17 protein-coding genes are annotated in these 16,334 nt (G+C 76.2%); 15 read left to right on the top strand and 2 right to left on the bottom strand.

The features are described 5' to 3' along the window. On the bottom strand, positions 1–1,422 hold the full coding sequence (locus JUB12_RS06000) for an MFS transporter (protein WP_241004438.1): 1,422 nt from the start codon (positions 1,420–1,422) through the stop codon (positions 1–3). A gap of 152 nt (positions 1,423–1,574) precedes the next feature. Between JUB12_RS06000 and JUB12_RS05995 the strand changes: the two genes are divergently transcribed. From JUB12_RS05995 to JUB12_RS05975, 5 genes are all read left to right on the top strand, one after another. Beyond that, positions 1,575–2,246 carry a TetR/AcrR family transcriptional regulator gene (locus tag JUB12_RS05995; RefSeq protein WP_205698714.1) on the top strand — a complete coding sequence of 224 codons (672 nt, stop codon included), beginning with the start codon at positions 1,575–1,577 and terminating at the stop codon, positions 2,244–2,246. Between the two features lie 37 nt (positions 2,247–2,283). Continuing rightward, positions 2,284–3,030: a response regulator transcription factor gene (locus JUB12_RS05990; protein WP_205698713.1), complete on the top strand. Its 747-nt coding sequence runs from the start codon at positions 2,284–2,286 to the stop codon at positions 3,028–3,030. Continuing rightward, positions 3,027–3,728: a sensor histidine kinase KdpD gene (locus JUB12_RS05985; RefSeq protein WP_205698712.1), complete on the top strand. Its 702-nt coding sequence runs from the start codon at positions 3,027–3,029 to the stop codon at positions 3,726–3,728. The genes JUB12_RS05990 and JUB12_RS05985 overlap by 4 nt, the downstream gene beginning before the upstream one ends. Beyond that, entirely contained in the window at positions 3,725–4,399 is a 675-nt protein-coding gene (locus JUB12_RS05980; protein WP_205698711.1) for an SAF domain-containing protein, read from the top strand. Before JUB12_RS05985 ends, JUB12_RS05980 begins: the two co-directional genes overlap by 4 nt. Positions 4,400–4,477: 78 nt before the next feature. Further along, complete coding sequence (locus tag JUB12_RS05975; RefSeq protein WP_205698710.1) at positions 4,478–5,638, top strand: MFS transporter; 1,161 nt, start codon at positions 4,478–4,480, stop codon at positions 5,636–5,638. Positions 5,639–5,644: 6 nt separating this feature from the next. Here the strand turns inward: JUB12_RS05975 and JUB12_RS05970 are convergent, their stop codons facing one another. After that, the gene (locus tag JUB12_RS05970; protein WP_205698709.1) at positions 5,645–6,298 is read right to left on the bottom strand and encodes a TetR/AcrR family transcriptional regulator; all 654 of its coding nucleotides are present in this window, start codon (positions 6,296–6,298) and stop codon (positions 5,645–5,647) included. A gap of 127 nt (positions 6,299–6,425) precedes the next feature. On the opposite strand from JUB12_RS05970, the gene JUB12_RS05965 reads away from it, so the two are divergent. From JUB12_RS05965 to JUB12_RS05920, 10 genes are all read left to right on the top strand, one after another. Next, positions 6,426–7,253: an oxygenase MpaB family protein gene (locus tag JUB12_RS05965; RefSeq protein ID WP_205698708.1), complete on the top strand. Its 828-nt coding sequence runs from the start codon at positions 6,426–6,428 to the stop codon at positions 7,251–7,253. Next, a complete protein-coding gene (locus JUB12_RS05960; protein WP_205698707.1) occupies positions 7,250–9,049 on the top strand; it encodes an FAD-dependent oxidoreductase in 1,800 nt (599 codons plus the stop codon). Before JUB12_RS05965 ends, JUB12_RS05960 begins: the two co-directional genes overlap by 4 nt. Positions 9,050–9,127: 78 nt before the next feature. Then, positions 9,128–9,682 (top strand): N-acetyltransferase, encoded by a 555-nt coding sequence (locus JUB12_RS05955; protein ID WP_205698706.1) that lies wholly within the window; start codon positions 9,128–9,130, stop codon positions 9,680–9,682. Positions 9,683–9,748: 66 nt separating this feature from the next. Then, entirely contained in the window at positions 9,749–10,939 is a 1,191-nt protein-coding gene (locus tag JUB12_RS05950; protein ID WP_241004436.1) for a CpaF family protein, read from the top strand. Next, the gene (locus tag JUB12_RS05945) at positions 10,936–11,793 is read left to right on the top strand and encodes a type II secretion system F family protein (RefSeq protein WP_205698705.1); all 858 of its coding nucleotides are present in this window, start codon (positions 10,936–10,938) and stop codon (positions 11,791–11,793) included. The genes JUB12_RS05950 and JUB12_RS05945 overlap by 4 nt, the downstream gene beginning before the upstream one ends. After that, positions 11,790–12,629 carry a type II secretion system F family protein gene (locus tag JUB12_RS05940; protein ID WP_205698704.1) on the top strand — a complete coding sequence of 280 codons (840 nt, stop codon included), beginning with the start codon at positions 11,790–11,792 and terminating at the stop codon, positions 12,627–12,629. The genes JUB12_RS05945 and JUB12_RS05940 overlap by 4 nt, the downstream gene beginning before the upstream one ends. 41 nt (positions 12,630–12,670) lie before the next feature. Then, the gene (locus JUB12_RS05935) at positions 12,671–13,765 is read left to right on the top strand and encodes a quinolinate phosphoribosyl transferase (RefSeq protein ID WP_205698703.1); all 1,095 of its coding nucleotides are present in this window, start codon (positions 12,671–12,673) and stop codon (positions 13,763–13,765) included. A gap of 375 nt (positions 13,766–14,140) precedes the next feature. Next, on the top strand, positions 14,141–14,578 hold the full coding sequence (gene mraZ, locus JUB12_RS05930) for a division/cell wall cluster transcriptional repressor MraZ (protein ID WP_205698702.1): 438 nt from the start codon (positions 14,141–14,143) through the stop codon (positions 14,576–14,578). Beyond that, on the top strand, positions 14,575–15,549 hold the full coding sequence (rsmH, locus tag JUB12_RS05925; protein WP_241004435.1) for a 16S rRNA (cytosine(1402)-N(4))-methyltransferase RsmH: 975 nt from the start codon (positions 14,575–14,577) through the stop codon (positions 15,547–15,549). The genes mraZ and rsmH overlap by 4 nt, the downstream gene beginning before the upstream one ends. Next, positions 15,546–16,334, top strand: coding sequence for a hypothetical protein (locus JUB12_RS05920; RefSeq protein ID WP_205698701.1), 789 nt, complete (start codon positions 15,546–15,548; stop codon positions 16,332–16,334). The genes rsmH and JUB12_RS05920 overlap by 4 nt, the downstream gene beginning before the upstream one ends.

The following is a 16,334-nucleotide window of genomic DNA, read 5'->3' as shown; positions in this document are numbered from 1 at the left end:
TCAGTGCGCCGCGGCGGCGGCCGGCTGCGGCGCGCCGTGGGGCGCCGCGGCCAGGGCGTTGGACCGCAGCAGCGCGCCCGTCACGAGTGCGCCGACGGCGAGGATGCCGGCGGCCCACCAGAACCCCGTGGTGTAGCCGTGGACCGCGGCGGCGTCGGCGAGGCCCGGCGCACCGGCGTGGGCCGACGCGTAGTCGCTCAGCGCCGAGGCGGCGAGCGTGCTCAGCAGGGCGGTCCCGATCGATCCGCCGATCTGCTGGGAGGTGTTGACCATCGCCGAGGCGACGCCCATGTCGTAGGGCGGGACGCCCGCGGTCGCCGTCGGGAAGGACGACGAGAACACGAGGCCGAAGCCGAAGCCGATGAGCAGCAGCGACGGCAGCACGTGCGACGCGTAGGCGGTGTCGACGCCGATGCGGGTCATGATCGCCATGCCGAGCGCGGCGCTCAGCATGCCGGCCGGGATGAGCGGCCGCGGGCCGGTGCGGGCCAGCACCCGGGTGTTCACGATCGCCGCCGTGGTGATGATCGTGAAGTTCATCGGGATGAACGCGAGGCCGGTCTCCAGCGCGGTGAAGCCCAGCGTGCGCTGCAGGTAGAACGTCAGGAACAGGAAGACGCCGAAGATCGCGATGCCGGCGATGGCGATCGCCGAGTACGCGCCGGCGCGGTTGCGGTCCGTGACGACGCGCAGCGGCAGCAGCGGGTTGGCGACGCGGCGCTGGAGCGCGACGAAGGCCACGAGCAGCACGACGCTCAGGCCGAGGGCGACCAGCGTGAGGGTGTCCGTCCAGCCGTCGGTCTCGGCGTGCGCGAGGCCGTAGACCAGCGCGAAGACGCCCGACGACGCGGTCGCCACGCCGGGGAGGTCGAGCTTCGGGCGCTGCGGCACGCGGACGTGGTGCAGCAGGCGGGTGCCGGCGACCGCGGCCGGGACGGCGAAGAGGATGGCCACGTAGAGGCACCAGCGCCAGTCGAGGACCTCGGTCAGCAGGCCGCCGAGCAGGAGCCCGAAGGCGCCGCCGGCGCCGGCGATCGCGCCGTAGACGCCGAACGCCTTGCCGCGCTCGGCCGGGTCGGTGAAGGTCGTGGCCAGCAGCGAGAGGGCGGCCGGGGCGAGCATCGCGCCGAACGCGCCCTGGAGCGCGCGGGCGCCGACGAGCATCCCGAAGGACTGGGCGGCGCCGCCGAGGGCCGACGCGCCGGCGAAGCCCAGCAGGCCGACGATGAAGGTCCACTTGCGGCCGAACAGGTCGGCGATGCGGCCGCCGAGCAGCAGCAGGGAGCCGAACGCGAGCGCGTACGCGGTGATGACCCACTGGCGGTCGTCGTTGGAGAAGCCCAGGTCGGCCTGGGCGGAGGGCAGCGCGATGTTGACGATCGTCGCGTCGAGCACGACGAGCAGCTGCGCGATGCCGATCACGCCGAGGATCAGCCAGCGGCGTGCGTGGTGCGGGTCGTGATGGGCGTCGGGTGACATGGGATCCCCTAGGAAGTCGTGTAGCGGAGGAGGCGTCTCCGGTTGTAGCACAAGCGGAGGAGTGCCCTCCACTCAGCGGCTACGCTGTCTGGGAGATGGACGCCGTGGAGCCCCAGGCTGTGACCGCGCCGCTGCGCGCCGACGCCGAGCGCAACCGCCAGCGGCTGCTGGCCGCGGCCCGGGAGCTCTTCGCCCAGCGCGGCGTCGACGTCTCGCTCGACGACATCGCCCGCCACGCGGGCGTCGGGGTCGGCACGGCCTACCGCCGCTTCCCGAACAAGCACGCCCTCATCGAGGAGCTCATGGTCGAGAAGCTCGAGGAGCTCGGGCGCATCGCCCGGCGCTGCCTCGAGGAGGAGGACGACCCGTGGGCCGGCCTCACCGGCTACCTGGAGCAGGCCCTCGACCTCCAGTGCCGCCACCGCGGCCTGAAGGACGTCCTGTTCTCGAGCTCCGAGGAGCACGCCCGCCTGGCCGAGGTGCGCGCCCGCCTCGCCCCGATCATCACCGCACTCGTGGAGCGGGCCGTCGCGGCCGGGGTCGTGCGTCCCGACCTCCAGGCCTCCGACGTCCCGCTGCTGAGCATCATGCTCAGCACGGCGGGCGACTTCGCGCGCGACGTCGAGCCCGAGCTGCACCGCCGCTACCTCCAGATCGTCCTCGACGGCCTGCGCCCCGCGCGCGAGGCGAGCACGCCGCTGGCGGTCGACGCGCTCGAGATCGGCGAGTTCCAGCAGGCCATGTCGCGCTGGCACCGGCGGCGGTAGGGGGGGCGAACTTCGCCGGCCGTGGCCTATAGAGGTCATGACCGACGACCCGGCCACCATCCTGCTCGTCGAGGACGACGCCGCCACCCGGACGTTCCTCGGCGACGAGCTCACCGCCGACGGCTACGAGGTCTTCGTGGCCGACTGCCTGCGCGACGGCCTGCGCCTGCTCGAGACGAAGTTCCCCGACCTCGTGGTCTGCGACGTCGGGCTGCCCGACGGCTCGGGCCTCGACCTCCTGCGCCACGTCCGCAGCGCCGACCGCCTCGCCGGCCGCGTCGACCCGCGCACGCCGCTGCTCGTCCTGAGCGGGAGGTGCGCGGAGACCGACCGCATCCGGTCCTTCGAGCGGGGCGCCGACGACGTGGTCGCCAAGCCGTTCAGCTACGGCGAGCTGCGCTGTCGCATGCGGGCGCTGCTGCGCCGCTGCGAGGGCCGCTCGCGCTCGGGCGTCCTGCGCGTCGGGGACCTCGAGGTCGACCCGGTCGCGCGGCGGGTGACCCTGCGGGGGCAGGTCATCGCGCTCTCGCAGAAGGAGTTCGCGCTGCTGCGGACCCTGGCGTCGGAGCCCCTGCGCGTCTTCACCAAGGACGAGCTGCTGCGGACGGTCTGGGGCTTTCGCTCCATCCCGGGGACGACGCGGACGCTGGACTCCCACGCCTGCCGGCTGCGCGGCAAGCTCGGCGCGGCGGGCGACCTCTACGTCCTCAACGTCTGGGGCGTCGGCTACCGCCTGATCGACCCGCCGAGCGTCGTCGCCGAGGACCTGGCGGTGGCGGCGTGAGCTGGCTCGTGGCCCTGTGCGCGGTCGGCGTGGCGGCGTGGCTCGCGCGGGCGCGGTGGCGCGAGGCCGAGCGCCTGGCCCGCTGTGCCCACGAGGTTCGCGGCCCGCTGACCGCGCTGTCGCTGGCGCTGCACGGCTGCGCGCGGCGCGGCGAGCTCGGGCCGGCGCGGCTGGCGGGGCTCGAGCTGGAGCTGCGCCGCGCGGCGCTGGCCCTCGACGACCTGCGCGGCGACGCGCGGTCCGTCGCCGGCGCGGTCGACCTCGGGGCGCTGCTCGAGCGGCAGGTCGCGACGTGGGCGGAGGTCGCGCGAGCGCGGGGCGCCGACGTCGTGTGGCGCGGCAGCGCGGACGGCGGCGTGCCCGTCGTGCGCGGCGACGCCGTGCGCCTGGCCCAGGCGGTCGGCAACGTCCTCGGCAACGCCATCGAGCACGGTGCCGGGACGGTCGAGGTCCGCACGCGGGCCGCGGACGGCCGGGTCGTCGTGGAGGTCCTCGACGGCGGCCCGGGCCTCCCGGCGCCGGTGGCGTCGATCGTCCGGCGCCCGCGCGGCGGTCGCGGTGTTCGCGGGCGCGGGCTGGCCATCGCGGCGGGCGTCGCGCGGCGCCACGGCGGCCGGCTCGTCGCGCTGCCCGCGCCGGCCGGTGCCCGCCTCGCGCTCGAGCTCCCGGCCGCCGAGCCGGCCGAGGCGGGCTCGTGACCCGCCGCCGGCGCGCGGCCCTCCTGCTCGGTCTCGCGCTCCTGCTCGGGACGCTGGCCGCGTCCGACGTCGGCCGTCGCGAGGCGGCGCTGCGCAAGGCGGTCGGACCGGGCGTGCCGGTCGTCGTGGCGCGCGGCGACCTGCGCGCCGGTGACGCGCTGACGCCGTCCCGGCTCGCGGTCCGCCGCGTGCCGGCCCGCTACGTGCCGGAGGGCGCCTTCGCCGCGCCGGCGGCGCTCGCCGGGACCCGGGCCGCGGGCGCGATCACGGCCGGGACGGACCTCGTCCCCGCGCTCGTCGACGACGGCACCCGCGCCGGGGCGCCGGTCGCCGCGGGCGAGCGCGTGGCCGAGCTCGTCGCCCGCGGCGCCCCGGAGCTCGTCAAGGCCGGGGGCCGCGTCGACGTCCTCGTCACGCGCGAGCGCGACGGCGGCGCGGGGGAGACCCGGCTCGCGCTCGAGGACGTCGAGGTCCTCACCGCCCGTCCGGCGCCGGAGGACGGCCGCGAGGGCGGCCCGCGCGTGGCCGTCGCGCTGCGCACGACGCTGCGCCAGGCCGTCTACCTGGCCGCGGCGGAGTCCTTCGCCCGGGAGATCCGGCTCCTGCCGCGGGCCGCCGGCGACGACCGGCGCGGCGCGCAGGGCACGGCGGTCGACTCGGCACTGCGATGACGGTCCCGGTGACGCCTCGTGCATGTCCGCCATGCACGAGGCGTCACCGGAGCCGGCACGGCTACGGTCCGACGGCCCGTGCGCCGTCTGCTCGTCCTCGCCTGTGCCGTGGTCCTCGTCGACACCGCGTTCTACGCGGTGGTCGCCCCGCTGCTGCCGGAGCTCGAGGACGAGCTGGGCCTGACGAAGACCGAGGCCGGGATCCTCGTCGGCGCCTACCCCGCCGGGACGCTCGTCGCGGCGCTGCCCAGCGGCCTGCTCGTCTCGCGCTTCGGCGCGCGGCGCATCGTCGTGCTCGGCCTGCTGCTCATGGCGGGCTCGTCGGTGGCGTTCGCCGTGCTGCGCGAGCCGCTGCTGCTCGACCTGTCGCGCTTCGTCCAGGGCGTCGGCGGCGCGTGCTCGTGGGCCGGCGCCCTCGCCTGGGTGATCGGCGCCGCGCCGCCCGACCGCCGCGGCGCGCTGATCGGGACGACGCTCGCGGCGGGCATCGCGGGCGCGCTGCTCGGCCCGGTGCTCGGGGCGCTCGCCGGCGCGCTGGGCGACGAGCCGGTCTTCTTCGCCGTCGCGGCGGTCGGCGGCGTCCTCGCGCTGCTGGCCGCGCGTGAGCCGACGCCCGCGCCGGCCGCGGCGCGGGAGCGGGCACGCGACCTCGGCGTCGCGCTGCGCCGCCACGACGTCGCCCGGGGCATGTGGCTCGTCGCGCTGCCGGCCCTCGGCTTCGGCGTCATGGGCACGCTCGTCCCGCTGCGCCTCGACGACCTGGGCGCGACGCAGACCGCGGTCGCCGCCGCCTTCCTCGTCGCGGCCGTCGTCGAGGCGTCGGTGAGCCCCGTCGTCGGCCGGATCTCCGACCGCCGCGGGCGCCTGGTCCCCGTGCGCATCGGCCTGACGGTCTCGACGGTCCTGCTCGTGGTCGTCCCGCTGCCGGGTGCGGCGCTCGGCGTCGCCGCGCTGCTCGTCGTCGCCACCGCCGGCCTCGGGACGTTCTGGGCGCCGTCGATGGCGGCGCTCAGCGACGCCGCCGACACCGCCGGCGTGAGCCAGGGACCGGCCATGGCGCTGGTGAACTTCGCCTGGGCGATCGGGCAGACGATCGGCTCGGCGGCCGGCGGCGGGGTCGCGGACGTCACGGCCGACGTCGTGCCCTTCGCGGTGGTCGCGGCGCTCTGCGCCCTGACGCTCGCGGTCCTGCGCCGGATCCCGACCGACGAGCCCACGGCCGCCGTGCGACCGCTCTAGGCGCGGCTAGCGGCGGCGATCCACGCCGGCGGTGGCGCCGACGGCGTGGAAGAGCGCCACGAGGAACTCGACGACCTCGTCGAGGGAGGCGTGCACCGTGCCGTCCTGCCACTCGGCCAGCACGCGGTCGATGGCCCCGACGACCGCCACCGCGCCGAGCTCGACCAGGCGGTCGGGCACCTGGTCGGCGACGTGCGGACGGGCGGTGGCGGCGACGAGCTGCGTGAACCGCCGCAGGGTCGCCTGCACGTGGCGCTCGGCATCGCCACCGGCGGTCGGTGCCTCGACGAAGACCAGCCGCGCGCGACGCGGGTCGTCGGCCATGGCACGCACGAACGAGCCGATCGCGGCGCGGACCTGGGACTCGGGGTCCGCGTCGGCCTGGCCGACGGCCTCGGCGACGATGCGCAGCAGCTCGGCCGTCTCGCGGTCGAAGGCCGCCGTGAACAGCTCGGCGCTGTCGCGGAAGGACTCGTAGAAGTAGCGGTCGGTCACGCCCGCCTCGCGGCAGACGTCCTTGACGCCGGTCGTCAGGAAGCCGTGGGTGCCGTAGAGCTCCAGCGCCGCGTCGAGCAGCCGCTCGCGCCGCTGGGCGACGCGCTCGGCGGCGCTCACGCCCCCGTAGGCCCGGGCCGACGCGCGCTGGTGACCGTCGCTCACGGCAACGATTCTGCCCGAGCTGCCGCGGGTCGGAGTTTGACGACGGTGATCGTCTCTTGTTCTAATGTGGCGAATGGGATCTTCAGATGGGTCCTTCCCGCGCGGCCGCTCGGTCCTCAACCGAGTCATGCGCGAGCGCGCGGTGAACCTCCTGTACGGGCAGCGCGCCCTCGTCATCGGGGCGCTGCAGCCCGTCGCCTTCATCGGGACCGGCCAGCGCTCCAAGGCCCACGCCACGCCGTGGAAGCGCCTCGTCCACACCGCGGAGATGTTCGACGCCGTCTTCTTCGGCTCGAAGCAGGAGGCCGACCGCGCCCTGGCCTTCACGCGGCGCCTGCACGAGCGCGTCAACGGGACGATCGACGTGCAGGCCGGGCCCTACGGGCCGAGCACCCCCTACGACGCGCTGGACTCCCAGCTCATGCTGTGGGTCACCGCGCCGCTCTACGACTCGGCCCGCGTCCTGCACGACACGTTCGTCCGTCCCCTCGACGCCGAGGAGGACGAGGCCCTCTACCAGGACTTCTGCACCTGGGGCGAGCTGTTCGGCATGGACCGCGACGTGCTGCCGCCCACCGCGACCGAGTTCCGCGCGTGGTGGCCCGAGCAGCTGACCGGCGACGGCGTCCACCTGACCGAGGAGGCGCGCACCGTGGGCCTCAACATCATGCTGCGCATGCCCTCGCCGCGGGCGCTGCGCCCGGCGATGCGCACCGCCGGGTTCCTCGTCCAGGGCTCGCTGCCCCCGGTCGTCCGCGAGCACTACCGCCTGCGCTGGAGCCTGGCCGACGAGACCGCCTACCGGGCGACGGCGCGGGCGGCGCGCCTGGGCCGGCCGGTGACCCCCCGTCGCCTGAGGCGCGGATCGAGCGCCGAGGCCTACGCCCTGCTCAGGCGCAGCGAGCGCCAGGACCTCCGGAAGGGCCGCGCGTCCTTCCAGGGCATCGGCCGGTGAAGGAGCACGACGTGACCGAGTGCGACAAGGCCGGGATCTCCCGGCGCGACCTGCTGCGCGACGCGACGGTGGCGGGCGCCGCCGCGGCTCTGGCGACCCCCGCGGCGGCCGGCGCCCGAGGGCGCAAGCGCGCGACGGCCAAGCGCACCGTCGCCGTCCTCGGCGGGGGCATGGGCGGCCTCGCCGCGGCGCACGAGCTGGCCGAGCGCGGGTTCGCCGTGACCGTGTACGAGCGCAAGGCCCTGGGCGGCAAGGCGCGCAGCATCCCCACCGACCTCCCGGCCACCGGCGGCCGTGCGCCGCTGCCCGGCGAGCACGGCTTCCGCTTCTTCCCGGGCTTCTACCACCACGTCCCGGACACGATGCGGCGCATCCCGTTCCCGGGCAACGCCGACGGCGTGCGGGGCAACCTCGTGAGCGCCCCCACGGCCGTCATCTCGCTCGTGGGCCAGGAGGACCTGACGGTGCCGTTCGGCATCACGTCCGAGACGCCGACGGCGATCACGCCCGAGGACCTGGCGGACACGCTCGTCGGCGCGCTGAAGGTCGGCGCCCAGGTCCCGCCGCACGAGCTGCTGCTCTTCGTCAACCGGCTCATGGTCTTCATGACGAGCTGCGACGCGCGGCGCCTCGGCCAGTGGGAGGACGTCTCCTGGATCGACTTCATCAAGGCCGACGGCCGGTCTCAGGCCTACCGCAAGCTGCTCGGCGCGGGGCTCACGCGCGGGCTCGTCGCCGCCAAGGAGGAGATCGCCAGCAGCCGGACGATCGGCAACATGGCCGAGGCGTTCGTGCTGAACATCCTGGGCCGCGGCAACGACGGCGACCCGGACCGCGTGCTCAACGCCCCGACGAACGAGGCGTGGATCGACCCGTGGGTCGCGCACCTGCGCACGCTCGGCGTCGAGTTCCGCATGGGCTGGGACGTCCGGTCGCTCAAGGTCGCCGACGGCGCGATCGAGGCCGCCGGCGCCAAGGACGGCCAGGGCCGCAAGCGGCGCATCGACGCCGACTGGTTCGTGTGCGCGCTGCCGTGCGAGCGGGCCGTGAAGCTCTTCAACCACAAGGTGCTGGCCGTCGACCCGGGCCTCGAGGCCGTCAACCGCCTCGTCGTGGACTGGATGAACGGCATCCAGTTCTTCCTCAAGCGCGATGCGCCGCTGACCAAGGGCCACATGGCCTACATGAGCTCGCCGTGGTCGCTGACGTCGATCAACCAGGCGCAGTTCTGGCGGCGGCACGACCTCCCGCGCGACTTCGGGGACGGGACCGTGAAGGACATCCTGAGCGTCGACATCTCCGACTGGGACGCGAAGGGCATCCGCTTCGGCAAGCCGGCCAAGGAGTGCAGCCGGCAGGAGATCGCCGAGGAGGTCTGGGCGCAGATCAAGGCGTCGGTCAACGACCGCCGGGGCGGCAAGCTGCGCGACGAGGACCTGCACTCCTGGTACCTCGACCCGGCGATCCAGTGGTCGGCGTCGGCGGGCTCCAACACGAACGAGGAGCCGCTGCTCATCAACACCGTCGGCTCGTGGAAGGACCGCCCGACGGCCCGCACGAAGGTGCGCAACCTCGTCCTCGCCGCCGACTACGTGCGCACCGACATCGACCTGGCGACGATGGAGAGCGCCAACGAGGCCGGGCGGGCGGCGACGAACGCGATCCTCGAGGCCTCGGGATCCACCGCGGACCACGCCCGGATGTTCCGCCTCTACGACCCGCCGGAGCTGGCGGGGGCCAAGGCCGTCGACGCACAGCGCTACGCCGCGGGGCTGCCGAACGTGCTCGACCTCTGACGACCAGCGCGCCGAGCTGCGGGCCGTCCGGCGCCTCGGAGCGCCTAGGCTCCGGCCCTGCCGCCCGTCGCTGTCCCGGTGCCTGCCACGACGCAGGACGTGCCGCGCCTCGCGCGCGACCTGCACGCCGCCTTCATGGACGACCCGGTCTTCTGCTGGGTCTTCCGCGAGGTGCACGATCGCGAGCGCTGGGGGCGCCACGTCTTCTCGCTCACCGCGAGGCGGCTCGTGCCGCACGGCCTGTCGCATCGCCTCGACGGCGGCGGCGCGCTGTGGGCGGCGCCGGGGCGCTGGCGCGAGACGCCGTGGCAGGCGCTCGCGCTCGCCGCGCGGACGGTGCGCGGCGTCGGGTGGCGCGCGCCGCTGGTCGTCCGCCACCTGCTCGCGCTCGAGGGCCGGCACCCGCCGGGCCGGCACCTCTACCTGTCGACGCTCGGCGTGTGCCCCGAGCACCGCGGCCGGGGCCTGGGCAGCGCCCTGCTCGAGCCGGGCTGCGCGCGCGCCGACGCGCAGGGGCTCCCGGCCTACCTCGAGAGCTCGAACCCGCGCAACCTCTCGCTCTACCGCCGCCTCGGCTTCACGACGACCGGCGAGCACCAGCTGCCCGACGGTCCGCTGGTGACGCTGATGTGACGCCCGCCGGGTGGCTGAGCGCCGGGGAGGGGGGCGAACCAGGGGAGGCCCGGGCCTATAGAGGGTGTGCACCCCTCCGACGCCCTGGACGTCCTCGCCGCCGAGCTGCGCGACCGGCTGCTGGCCGACGCGGCCACCGCGGGACCCGCGCCGGCGCGCAGCGCGGCCGAGCGGATCCGGGCGCTGGTCGACCGCGAGGCCGGCGTGCTCGACGCGACGACCCGCGACGAGCTCGTGCGGCGGGTGGGGGAGCGGTCCTTCGGGCTCGGGCCGCTCGAGCCGCTGCTCGCCGACCCCGAGGTCGACGAGGTGCTGGTCAACGGCCCGGGCCCCGTGTGGGTCGAGCGGCGCGGCCGGCTCGAGCCCGCGGACGCGGGCTTCGCGACCGAGGCCGACCTGCGCCACGCGATCGAGCGGGTCCTCGCGCCGCTGGGGCGCCGGGTGGACGAGGCCGAGCCGCTGTGCGACGCGCGCCTGCCCGACGGCTCCAGGGTCAACGTGGTCCTGCCGCCACTGGCGCCTGACGGCCCCCTGCTCACCATCCGCCGCTTCCGCCGCCGGGCGCTCGGGCCCGACGAGCTCGTGACGAGCGGCTCCTGGACCGCACCGCTGCGTGAGCTGCTCGAGCGCGCGGTCCGTGGGCGCTGCTCGATCCTCGTCTGCGGCGGCACCGGGTCGGGCAAGACCACGGTGCTCAACGCGCTCTCGTCGTTCGTCCCGGCCGACGAGCGGATCGTGACCATCGAGGACACCGCCGAGCTGCGCCTGCAGCAGCCCCACGTCGTCCGGCTCGAGGCGCGCCCGGCCAACGTCGAGGGCCGCGGGGCCGTCGGCATCCGCGACCTCATGAAGAACGCGCTGCGCATGCGCCCGGACCGGATCGTCGTGGGGGAGGTCCGCGGGGGTGAGGCGCTCGACATGCTCGCCGCGATGAGCACGGGCCATGACGGCTCGCTGTCCACGGTCCATGCGGGCTCGCCCGAGGAGGCGGTGCGCCGGCTCGAGACGCTGGCGCTCATGGCCGGCGTGGGCCTGCCGCACGAGGCGATCCGCCAGCAGGTCGCCGATGCCGTCGACCTCGTGGTCCACCAGTCGCGCCTGGCCGACGGGACGCGCCGCGTGGTCGCCGTCAGCGAGGTCGTGCGCCTGGCCGGTGGTGCCGCGACCCGCCCGCTCTACAGCCTGCGCGACGGTCGCCCGGTGGTCCGCCCGCCCGCGAGCCTTGCGCTCGCCGCCCGGCTCGAGGGCGCGGCGTGACGCGGTCCGCGCTGCTGGCCTTCGTCGCCGGCGCCTGCGCGGTCGGCGGCGCGTGGGAGCTGCTGGGCGCCCTGCACGAGGCGAGCGCGAGCCGGGTCGCCGGACGGCTCCTCGCCCCGTTGCGCCTCGCCGGCCTGGCGGGCCGCGAGCCGACCAGCGCCGAACGCCGCCGGCTCGTCCTCCTCGGAGCCGGCACCGCCCTGGCCGGCGGCTGGCTGCTCGCGGGTCCGGTGTTCGGCCTCCTCGTCGCGGCCGCGGCGCCGGTCGCGGTCTCGCGCCTCGTCGCGGCCCGCCGCGCGCGGTGGCGGCGCGACCTCGCCGAGGGCGCGCCCGCCGCGGCCCGCGCGATGGCCGACGCGCTGGCCGGCGGCCACAGCCTGCGGGGAGCCGTCACGTCGGCGGGCGCCCACGGCGGCGTGCCCGGCGCGGCGGGCCGTGAGCTCGCCGCCGCGGGAGCCGCCCTCGCCGTGGGCGCACGGACCGAGGCGGTCCTCGACCGCCTGCGCGATCGCGCCCGCGACCCCGCGTGGGACGCCGTCGTCGCCGCGGTCCTGCTGCAGCGCGCGACGGGCGGCGACCTCGCCGCGCTGCTGCGCGCGATCGCCGCCCGCCAGGAGGAGGGGCGGCGCGTCGAGGCCGACGCACGGTCCCTGACGGCCCAGGCGCGCTTCACCGCCCACCTGGTGTGCGGCCTGCCGGTCGTCGCCGCGGGGCTGGCCGAGCTGGCCTCGCCCGGCTACCTCACCGGCCTCGCGAGCTCGCCCATCACCCTCGCGCTCCTGCTGTGCAGCGTCGCGCTGCAGGCCGCCGCGCTCGTCGCCGTCTCGCGCATGGCGCGGGTGGGGGAGGCATGACCGTCACGCCCGCCGTCATGCTCGCCGTGGCCGCCGCGTGGTGCGCGGCGGCCGGGGTCGTCGAGCTCGCGGAGCACCTCGCCGCGGAGCGGGCGCCCGCGCACCGCGCGGCCTCCAGGCGCCCGCTCACCGCGCTGCTCCTGCGCCTCGGCCGCGCGCTCGGCGTCCCGCGGGCGCCCGCCGACCTCCGCGCCCGCCTGCACGCGGCGGGCCTCGAGCCCCGGCGGGCGGCCGACGTCATGGCGACGAAGGGCGGTGCCGCCGCCGCGGGCCTCCTGCTCGGCCTCGCGCTGCTGCCCGCCGCGCCGGGCCGGACCGGCCTGCTCGTCCTCGTCGCGCTGCCTGCCGGCGCCTTCGCGCTGCCCGACCTCGTCCTGCGCCGCCGCACCCGCCGGCGCGCGCAGCGGCTGGCGCTCGAGCTGCCCGACGTCCTCGACCTCCTGCGCGTCGCCCTCGACGCCGGCCTGCCCACGACCCGCGCGCTCGGCGAGGTCGGCGCCCGCCGCGCGGGCCTGCTCGCCGCCGAGCTCGGCGCGACCGCCGCCCGGATCGAGCTCGGCGAGCCGCGCGCCGCGGCCTTCGAGCGCCTCGCGCTGCGCGCGCCGCTGCCCGAGGTGGCCGCCCTCGTCGCGGTGCTGCTCCGTGCCGACCGCCACGGCGCGCCGCCCGCCGCCGCGCTCGAGGCGCTCGCGGTCGACGCGCGCGCCCAGCGCGCGCGGCGCATCCGCGACGACGCGGCCCGCGCGGCGCCGAAGATCCAGCTCGTCGTCGCCCTGCTGCTCGTGCCCGCGGTCCTGCTCCTCGTCGCCGCGTCGTTGGTGCACAGCCTCCTCTGACCCCCGGGGCAGCGGCGGTGTGCCGGGTAGGGTCGCCGCCCATGGCCCCCGGTCCCCAGCGCCGCCGCCTCGACCCCGCGGTGTTCAACCTGCCGGTCGGCCGCCTGCGTGAAGGCTGGTTCTCCGACGCGTACTTCACGACGACGAAGGACCTCCTCGAGGCCGAGGGCCACCACCCGCGAGTCCTCATGCAGGTCTTCCAGAAGCAGCGCTCGCTGCTGGGCGGCATCGACGAGGCGCTGGCGATCCTGAAGCTCGGAAGCGGCCGGCAGGACGCCGACGGCACGTGGCGTCCCGGGTGGGACGAGCTCGAGGTCCACGCGCTGTTCGAGGGCGACGAGATCGCGCCCCACGAGGCGGTCCTCACGATCGAGGGCGACTACGCGCTGTTCGCCCACCTGGAGACGGTCTACCTCGGCTGCCTGGCCCGCCGCTCGCTCGTCATGCGCAACGTCCGCGACGTCGTCGCCGCGGCGCAGGGCAAGCCGATCCTGTTCTTCCCCGCCCGCCACGACCACTGGCTCGTGCAGACCGGCGACGGCTGGGCCGCGCACATCGCCGGCGCGATCGGCGTCTCGACCGACGCCCAGGCCTCGTGGTGGGGAGGACGCGGCATCGGGACGGTCCCGCACGCGCTCATCGCGGCCTACGGCGGCGACACCGTCGCGGCGGCCCGGGCGTTCGCCGGGCGCTACGCGCGCGAGATGAACGTCACGGTCCTCGTCGACTGGGAGAACCACTCGCCGCGCACGGCCGTCGCGGTCGCCGACGCGCTCGGCGACCAGCTCTGGGGCGTGCGGCTGGACACCAGCGAGTCGCTCGTCGACGAGTCGCTGCGGGACCTGGGCGACGATGCGCCCCGCGGCGTGAACGTCGAGCTGGCCCGCCGCGTGCGCGCCGCCCTCGACGAGGCGGGCCACGGCCACGTGAAGATCGTCGCGTCCGGCGGCTTCACCGTCGACAAGATCCGCCACTTCGAAGAGGCCGGCGCGCCCGTGGACTCCTACGGCGTCGGCTCGTCGCTCGTGCGCGGGGCCAACGACTTCACCGCCGACATCGTCCGCGTCGACGGCCGCCCCTGCGCGAAGGTCGGGCGCGGCGAGCGCCCGAACCCCCGCCTCCAGCGCGTCACCTGACCGCAGGCGTCTGACCCCTGCCGCTCCGGCAGGTGTCGGACGCCCGCCGGTCTCCCACGACGCCCCACCCGAGGGCACCTCCGGCGGACGGAACGGCCGATCGCGTGCAAGACGCCGTGCGTGGGCGCGTTCTGCAACGCGGCTGGCGCTCCGGCGGACCTCCGGCCACCACCGTCTCCCACCGCGCGAAAGCCCTGCATCCATCGGCCATTCGTCCACCCACGCCGACCGCTGAGAGGCGTCGGTGGGGGAAAGTGTGCAAGTGGGGTTGCCTAGTGGGAGGAAGTGGGGTACAAGTGCCGACAGCTGGACCGGGGTGGAGGGGCTCCTCCCACTCCTCCACCTCGGCCCGGCACTCCCTCCCGGCCTCGCGACATGGCCTTCGACGGCACCGCCGACTACTCCCTCGACGCCAAGAACCGCCTGACCGTGCCCGCCCGCTTCCGCGAGCTCCTCCAGGACGGCGTCGTGCTCGCCAAGGCCACCGAGCCCTGCGTCGCGATCTGGCCGAAGGCCGGCTACGACAGCTACCGGCGCGCCGCCCTCGAGGGGGTCCACCCGATGAGCCAGAACGCCACCAAGCTCAAGCGCTTCTTCGCCGCCAACTCGCAGCCCACCGACCTCGACTCGGCCGGGCGCGTCGGCGTGCCGCAGTTCCTGATGGACCACGCCAACCTCGGCAAGGAGGTCACGGTGATCGGCGCGGACGACCACCTCGAGGTCTGGGACCGCAAGGCCTGGACCGACTACAACGAGAGCCTGACCGCGGACGTCCTCGCGATCAGCCAGAGCTTCGACGGGGTGGACGCATGAGCGCCACCGCCGTCGCCACCATCCCCTACGACATGACCGCGTCGCACGTCCCGGTCCTCGCCGGCGAGTTGATCGACCTCACCGACCCGCAGCCCGGGGAGGTCGCTGTCGACTGCACGTTCGGCGCCGGCGGCCACGCGCGGCTCGTGGCCGAGCGCCTGGGCCCGCACGGCCTCCTGGTCTGCATCGACCGCGACCCGACGACCCGCAAGCACTTCGACGCGCTCGCCGCCGAGGTCGACTGCCAGCTGCGCTACGTGCGCGCGTCGTTCGCCGAGGGCCTCGAGCTCCTGGGCGAGGAGGGCCTGACCGCCGACCTGGTCTACGCGGACCTCGGCCTGAGCTCGATGCAGGTCGACACGTGGGGCCGCGGCTTCGCCTACGCCTACGACGCGCCGCTGGACATGCGGATGGACCCCGAGCAGGAGCTCGACGCCCGCGAGCTCGTCAACACCTGGGACGAGCGCGACCTCGCCAGGGTCCTGCGCGACCTCGGCGACGAGCGCCACGCCGGGCGCATCGCCCGCGCCGTCGTCGCCGCCCGTCCGCTCGACACGACCGCCCAGCTCGTCGAGGTCATCACGCGCGCGATCCCCGCGGCCGCGCGCTTCGCCGGCGGCCACCCGGCCAAGCGGACCTTCCAGGCGCTGCGCATGGCGGTCAACGACGAGCTCGGCCAGCTCGACGCCGCGCTGCCGCTCGCCTGGGAGCTCCTGCGTCCCGGAACCGGCCGATTTGCAGGGATCTCCTTCCACTCCGGCGAAGACCGCCGCGTGAAGCGCTTCCTGGCCGCCCGCGCGCAGGGGTGCATCTGCCCGCCGGGGCTCCCGGTGTGCCGGTGCGGCCACGAGCCGGAGGCCGAGCTGCTCACCCGCCGCTCGATCGCCCCGACGCCGGGGGAGGTCGCGGCCAACCCCCGCTCCGCCAGCGCGAGGCTCCGCGTCGCGCGCAAGCTCGAGGTGGCGGCGTGACCCCGCCCGCAGGGACCTACGCCGGGACGCGGACCATGCCGGCGCCGGCCGTCCGCCGTCGCCGCTCCAAGCCCGCCGCCGCGCCCGCGCCGAGCCGCCGCCGGCCCGCCCGCCCGCCGGCGGCCCAGCCGACGCTCGGCGCCCGGGCCGTCGCCCGCCTGCGTGCGCTGCCCGACGCACCCGTCCTGGACCGCCTGCTGCGCGGCAGCGGCTGGGTGCCGCTGGTCGCGCTCGGCCTCATGGGCATCGTCTTCATGCAGGTCTCGATGCTGAAGCTCAACTCGGGCATCGGCCGCGCCGTCGAGGCCTCCGCCACGCTCGAGCGCCAGAACGACGCGCTGCGCAGCGACGTCTCGAAGCTCGAGAGCAGCGAGCGCCTCGCGAACGCCGCCCGCCGCATGGGCATGGTCGTCCCCGCCGCCGGCTCCTTCCGCTACGTCACCGTCCGCGGCGAGCGCACGGACGCCCGCGCGGCCGCCAAGGGCATCACCACGCCCTCGCCGGTCAAGCCCGGCAGCAGCACCGCCGCCGCGCAGGCCCAGCAGCCGGGGAGCCAGGCGGCCACGACCACCGCCACCACCCCGGCGGCCGGCACGACGACCTCCACGCCGGCGACCACGACGAGCACGCCACCCGCGACGACCGCCACGCAGGCCCAGGGCCCGGCGCCGGCCGCGACCCCGACCGCCACGCCCCAGACCGCCCCGGCGGCCCAGGCGCCGCCAGCGACACCGACCGCCCCGACCACGGCGGCCACGGGCGCCGTCGCGGCGCCGCAGGGGTAG

It is taken from the genome of Conexibacter sp. SYSU D00693 (assembly GCF_017084525.1).
GTDB lineage: Bacteria > Actinomycetota > Thermoleophilia > Solirubrobacterales > Solirubrobacteraceae > Baekduia.
The sequence above is the reverse complement of the archived record's forward strand: the minus strand, read 5'-3'. Positions and strand labels throughout refer to the sequence as shown.

Coding starts and splice junctions, on each gene's coding strand:
- JUB12_RS05990 (WP_205698713.1), top strand. CDS start 2,284: ATGACCGACGACCCGGCCACCATCCTGCTCGTCGAGGACGACGCCGCC.
- JUB12_RS05940 (WP_205698704.1), top strand. CDS start 11,790: ATGACCGTCACGCCCGCCGTCATGCTCGCCGTGGCCGCCGCGTGGTGC.
- JUB12_RS05995 (WP_205698714.1), top strand. CDS start 1,575: ATGGACGCCGTGGAGCCCCAGGCTGTGACCGCGCCGCTGCGCGCCGAC.
- JUB12_RS05935 (WP_205698703.1), top strand. CDS start 12,671: ATGGCCCCCGGTCCCCAGCGCCGCCGCCTCGACCCCGCGGTGTTCAAC.
- rsmH (WP_241004435.1), top strand. CDS start 14,575: ATGAGCGCCACCGCCGTCGCCACCATCCCCTACGACATGACCGCGTCG.
- mraZ (WP_205698702.1), top strand. CDS start 14,141: ATGGCCTTCGACGGCACCGCCGACTACTCCCTCGACGCCAAGAACCGC.
- JUB12_RS05965 (WP_205698708.1), top strand. CDS start 6,426: ATGCGCGAGCGCGCGGTGAACCTCCTGTACGGGCAGCGCGCCCTCGTC.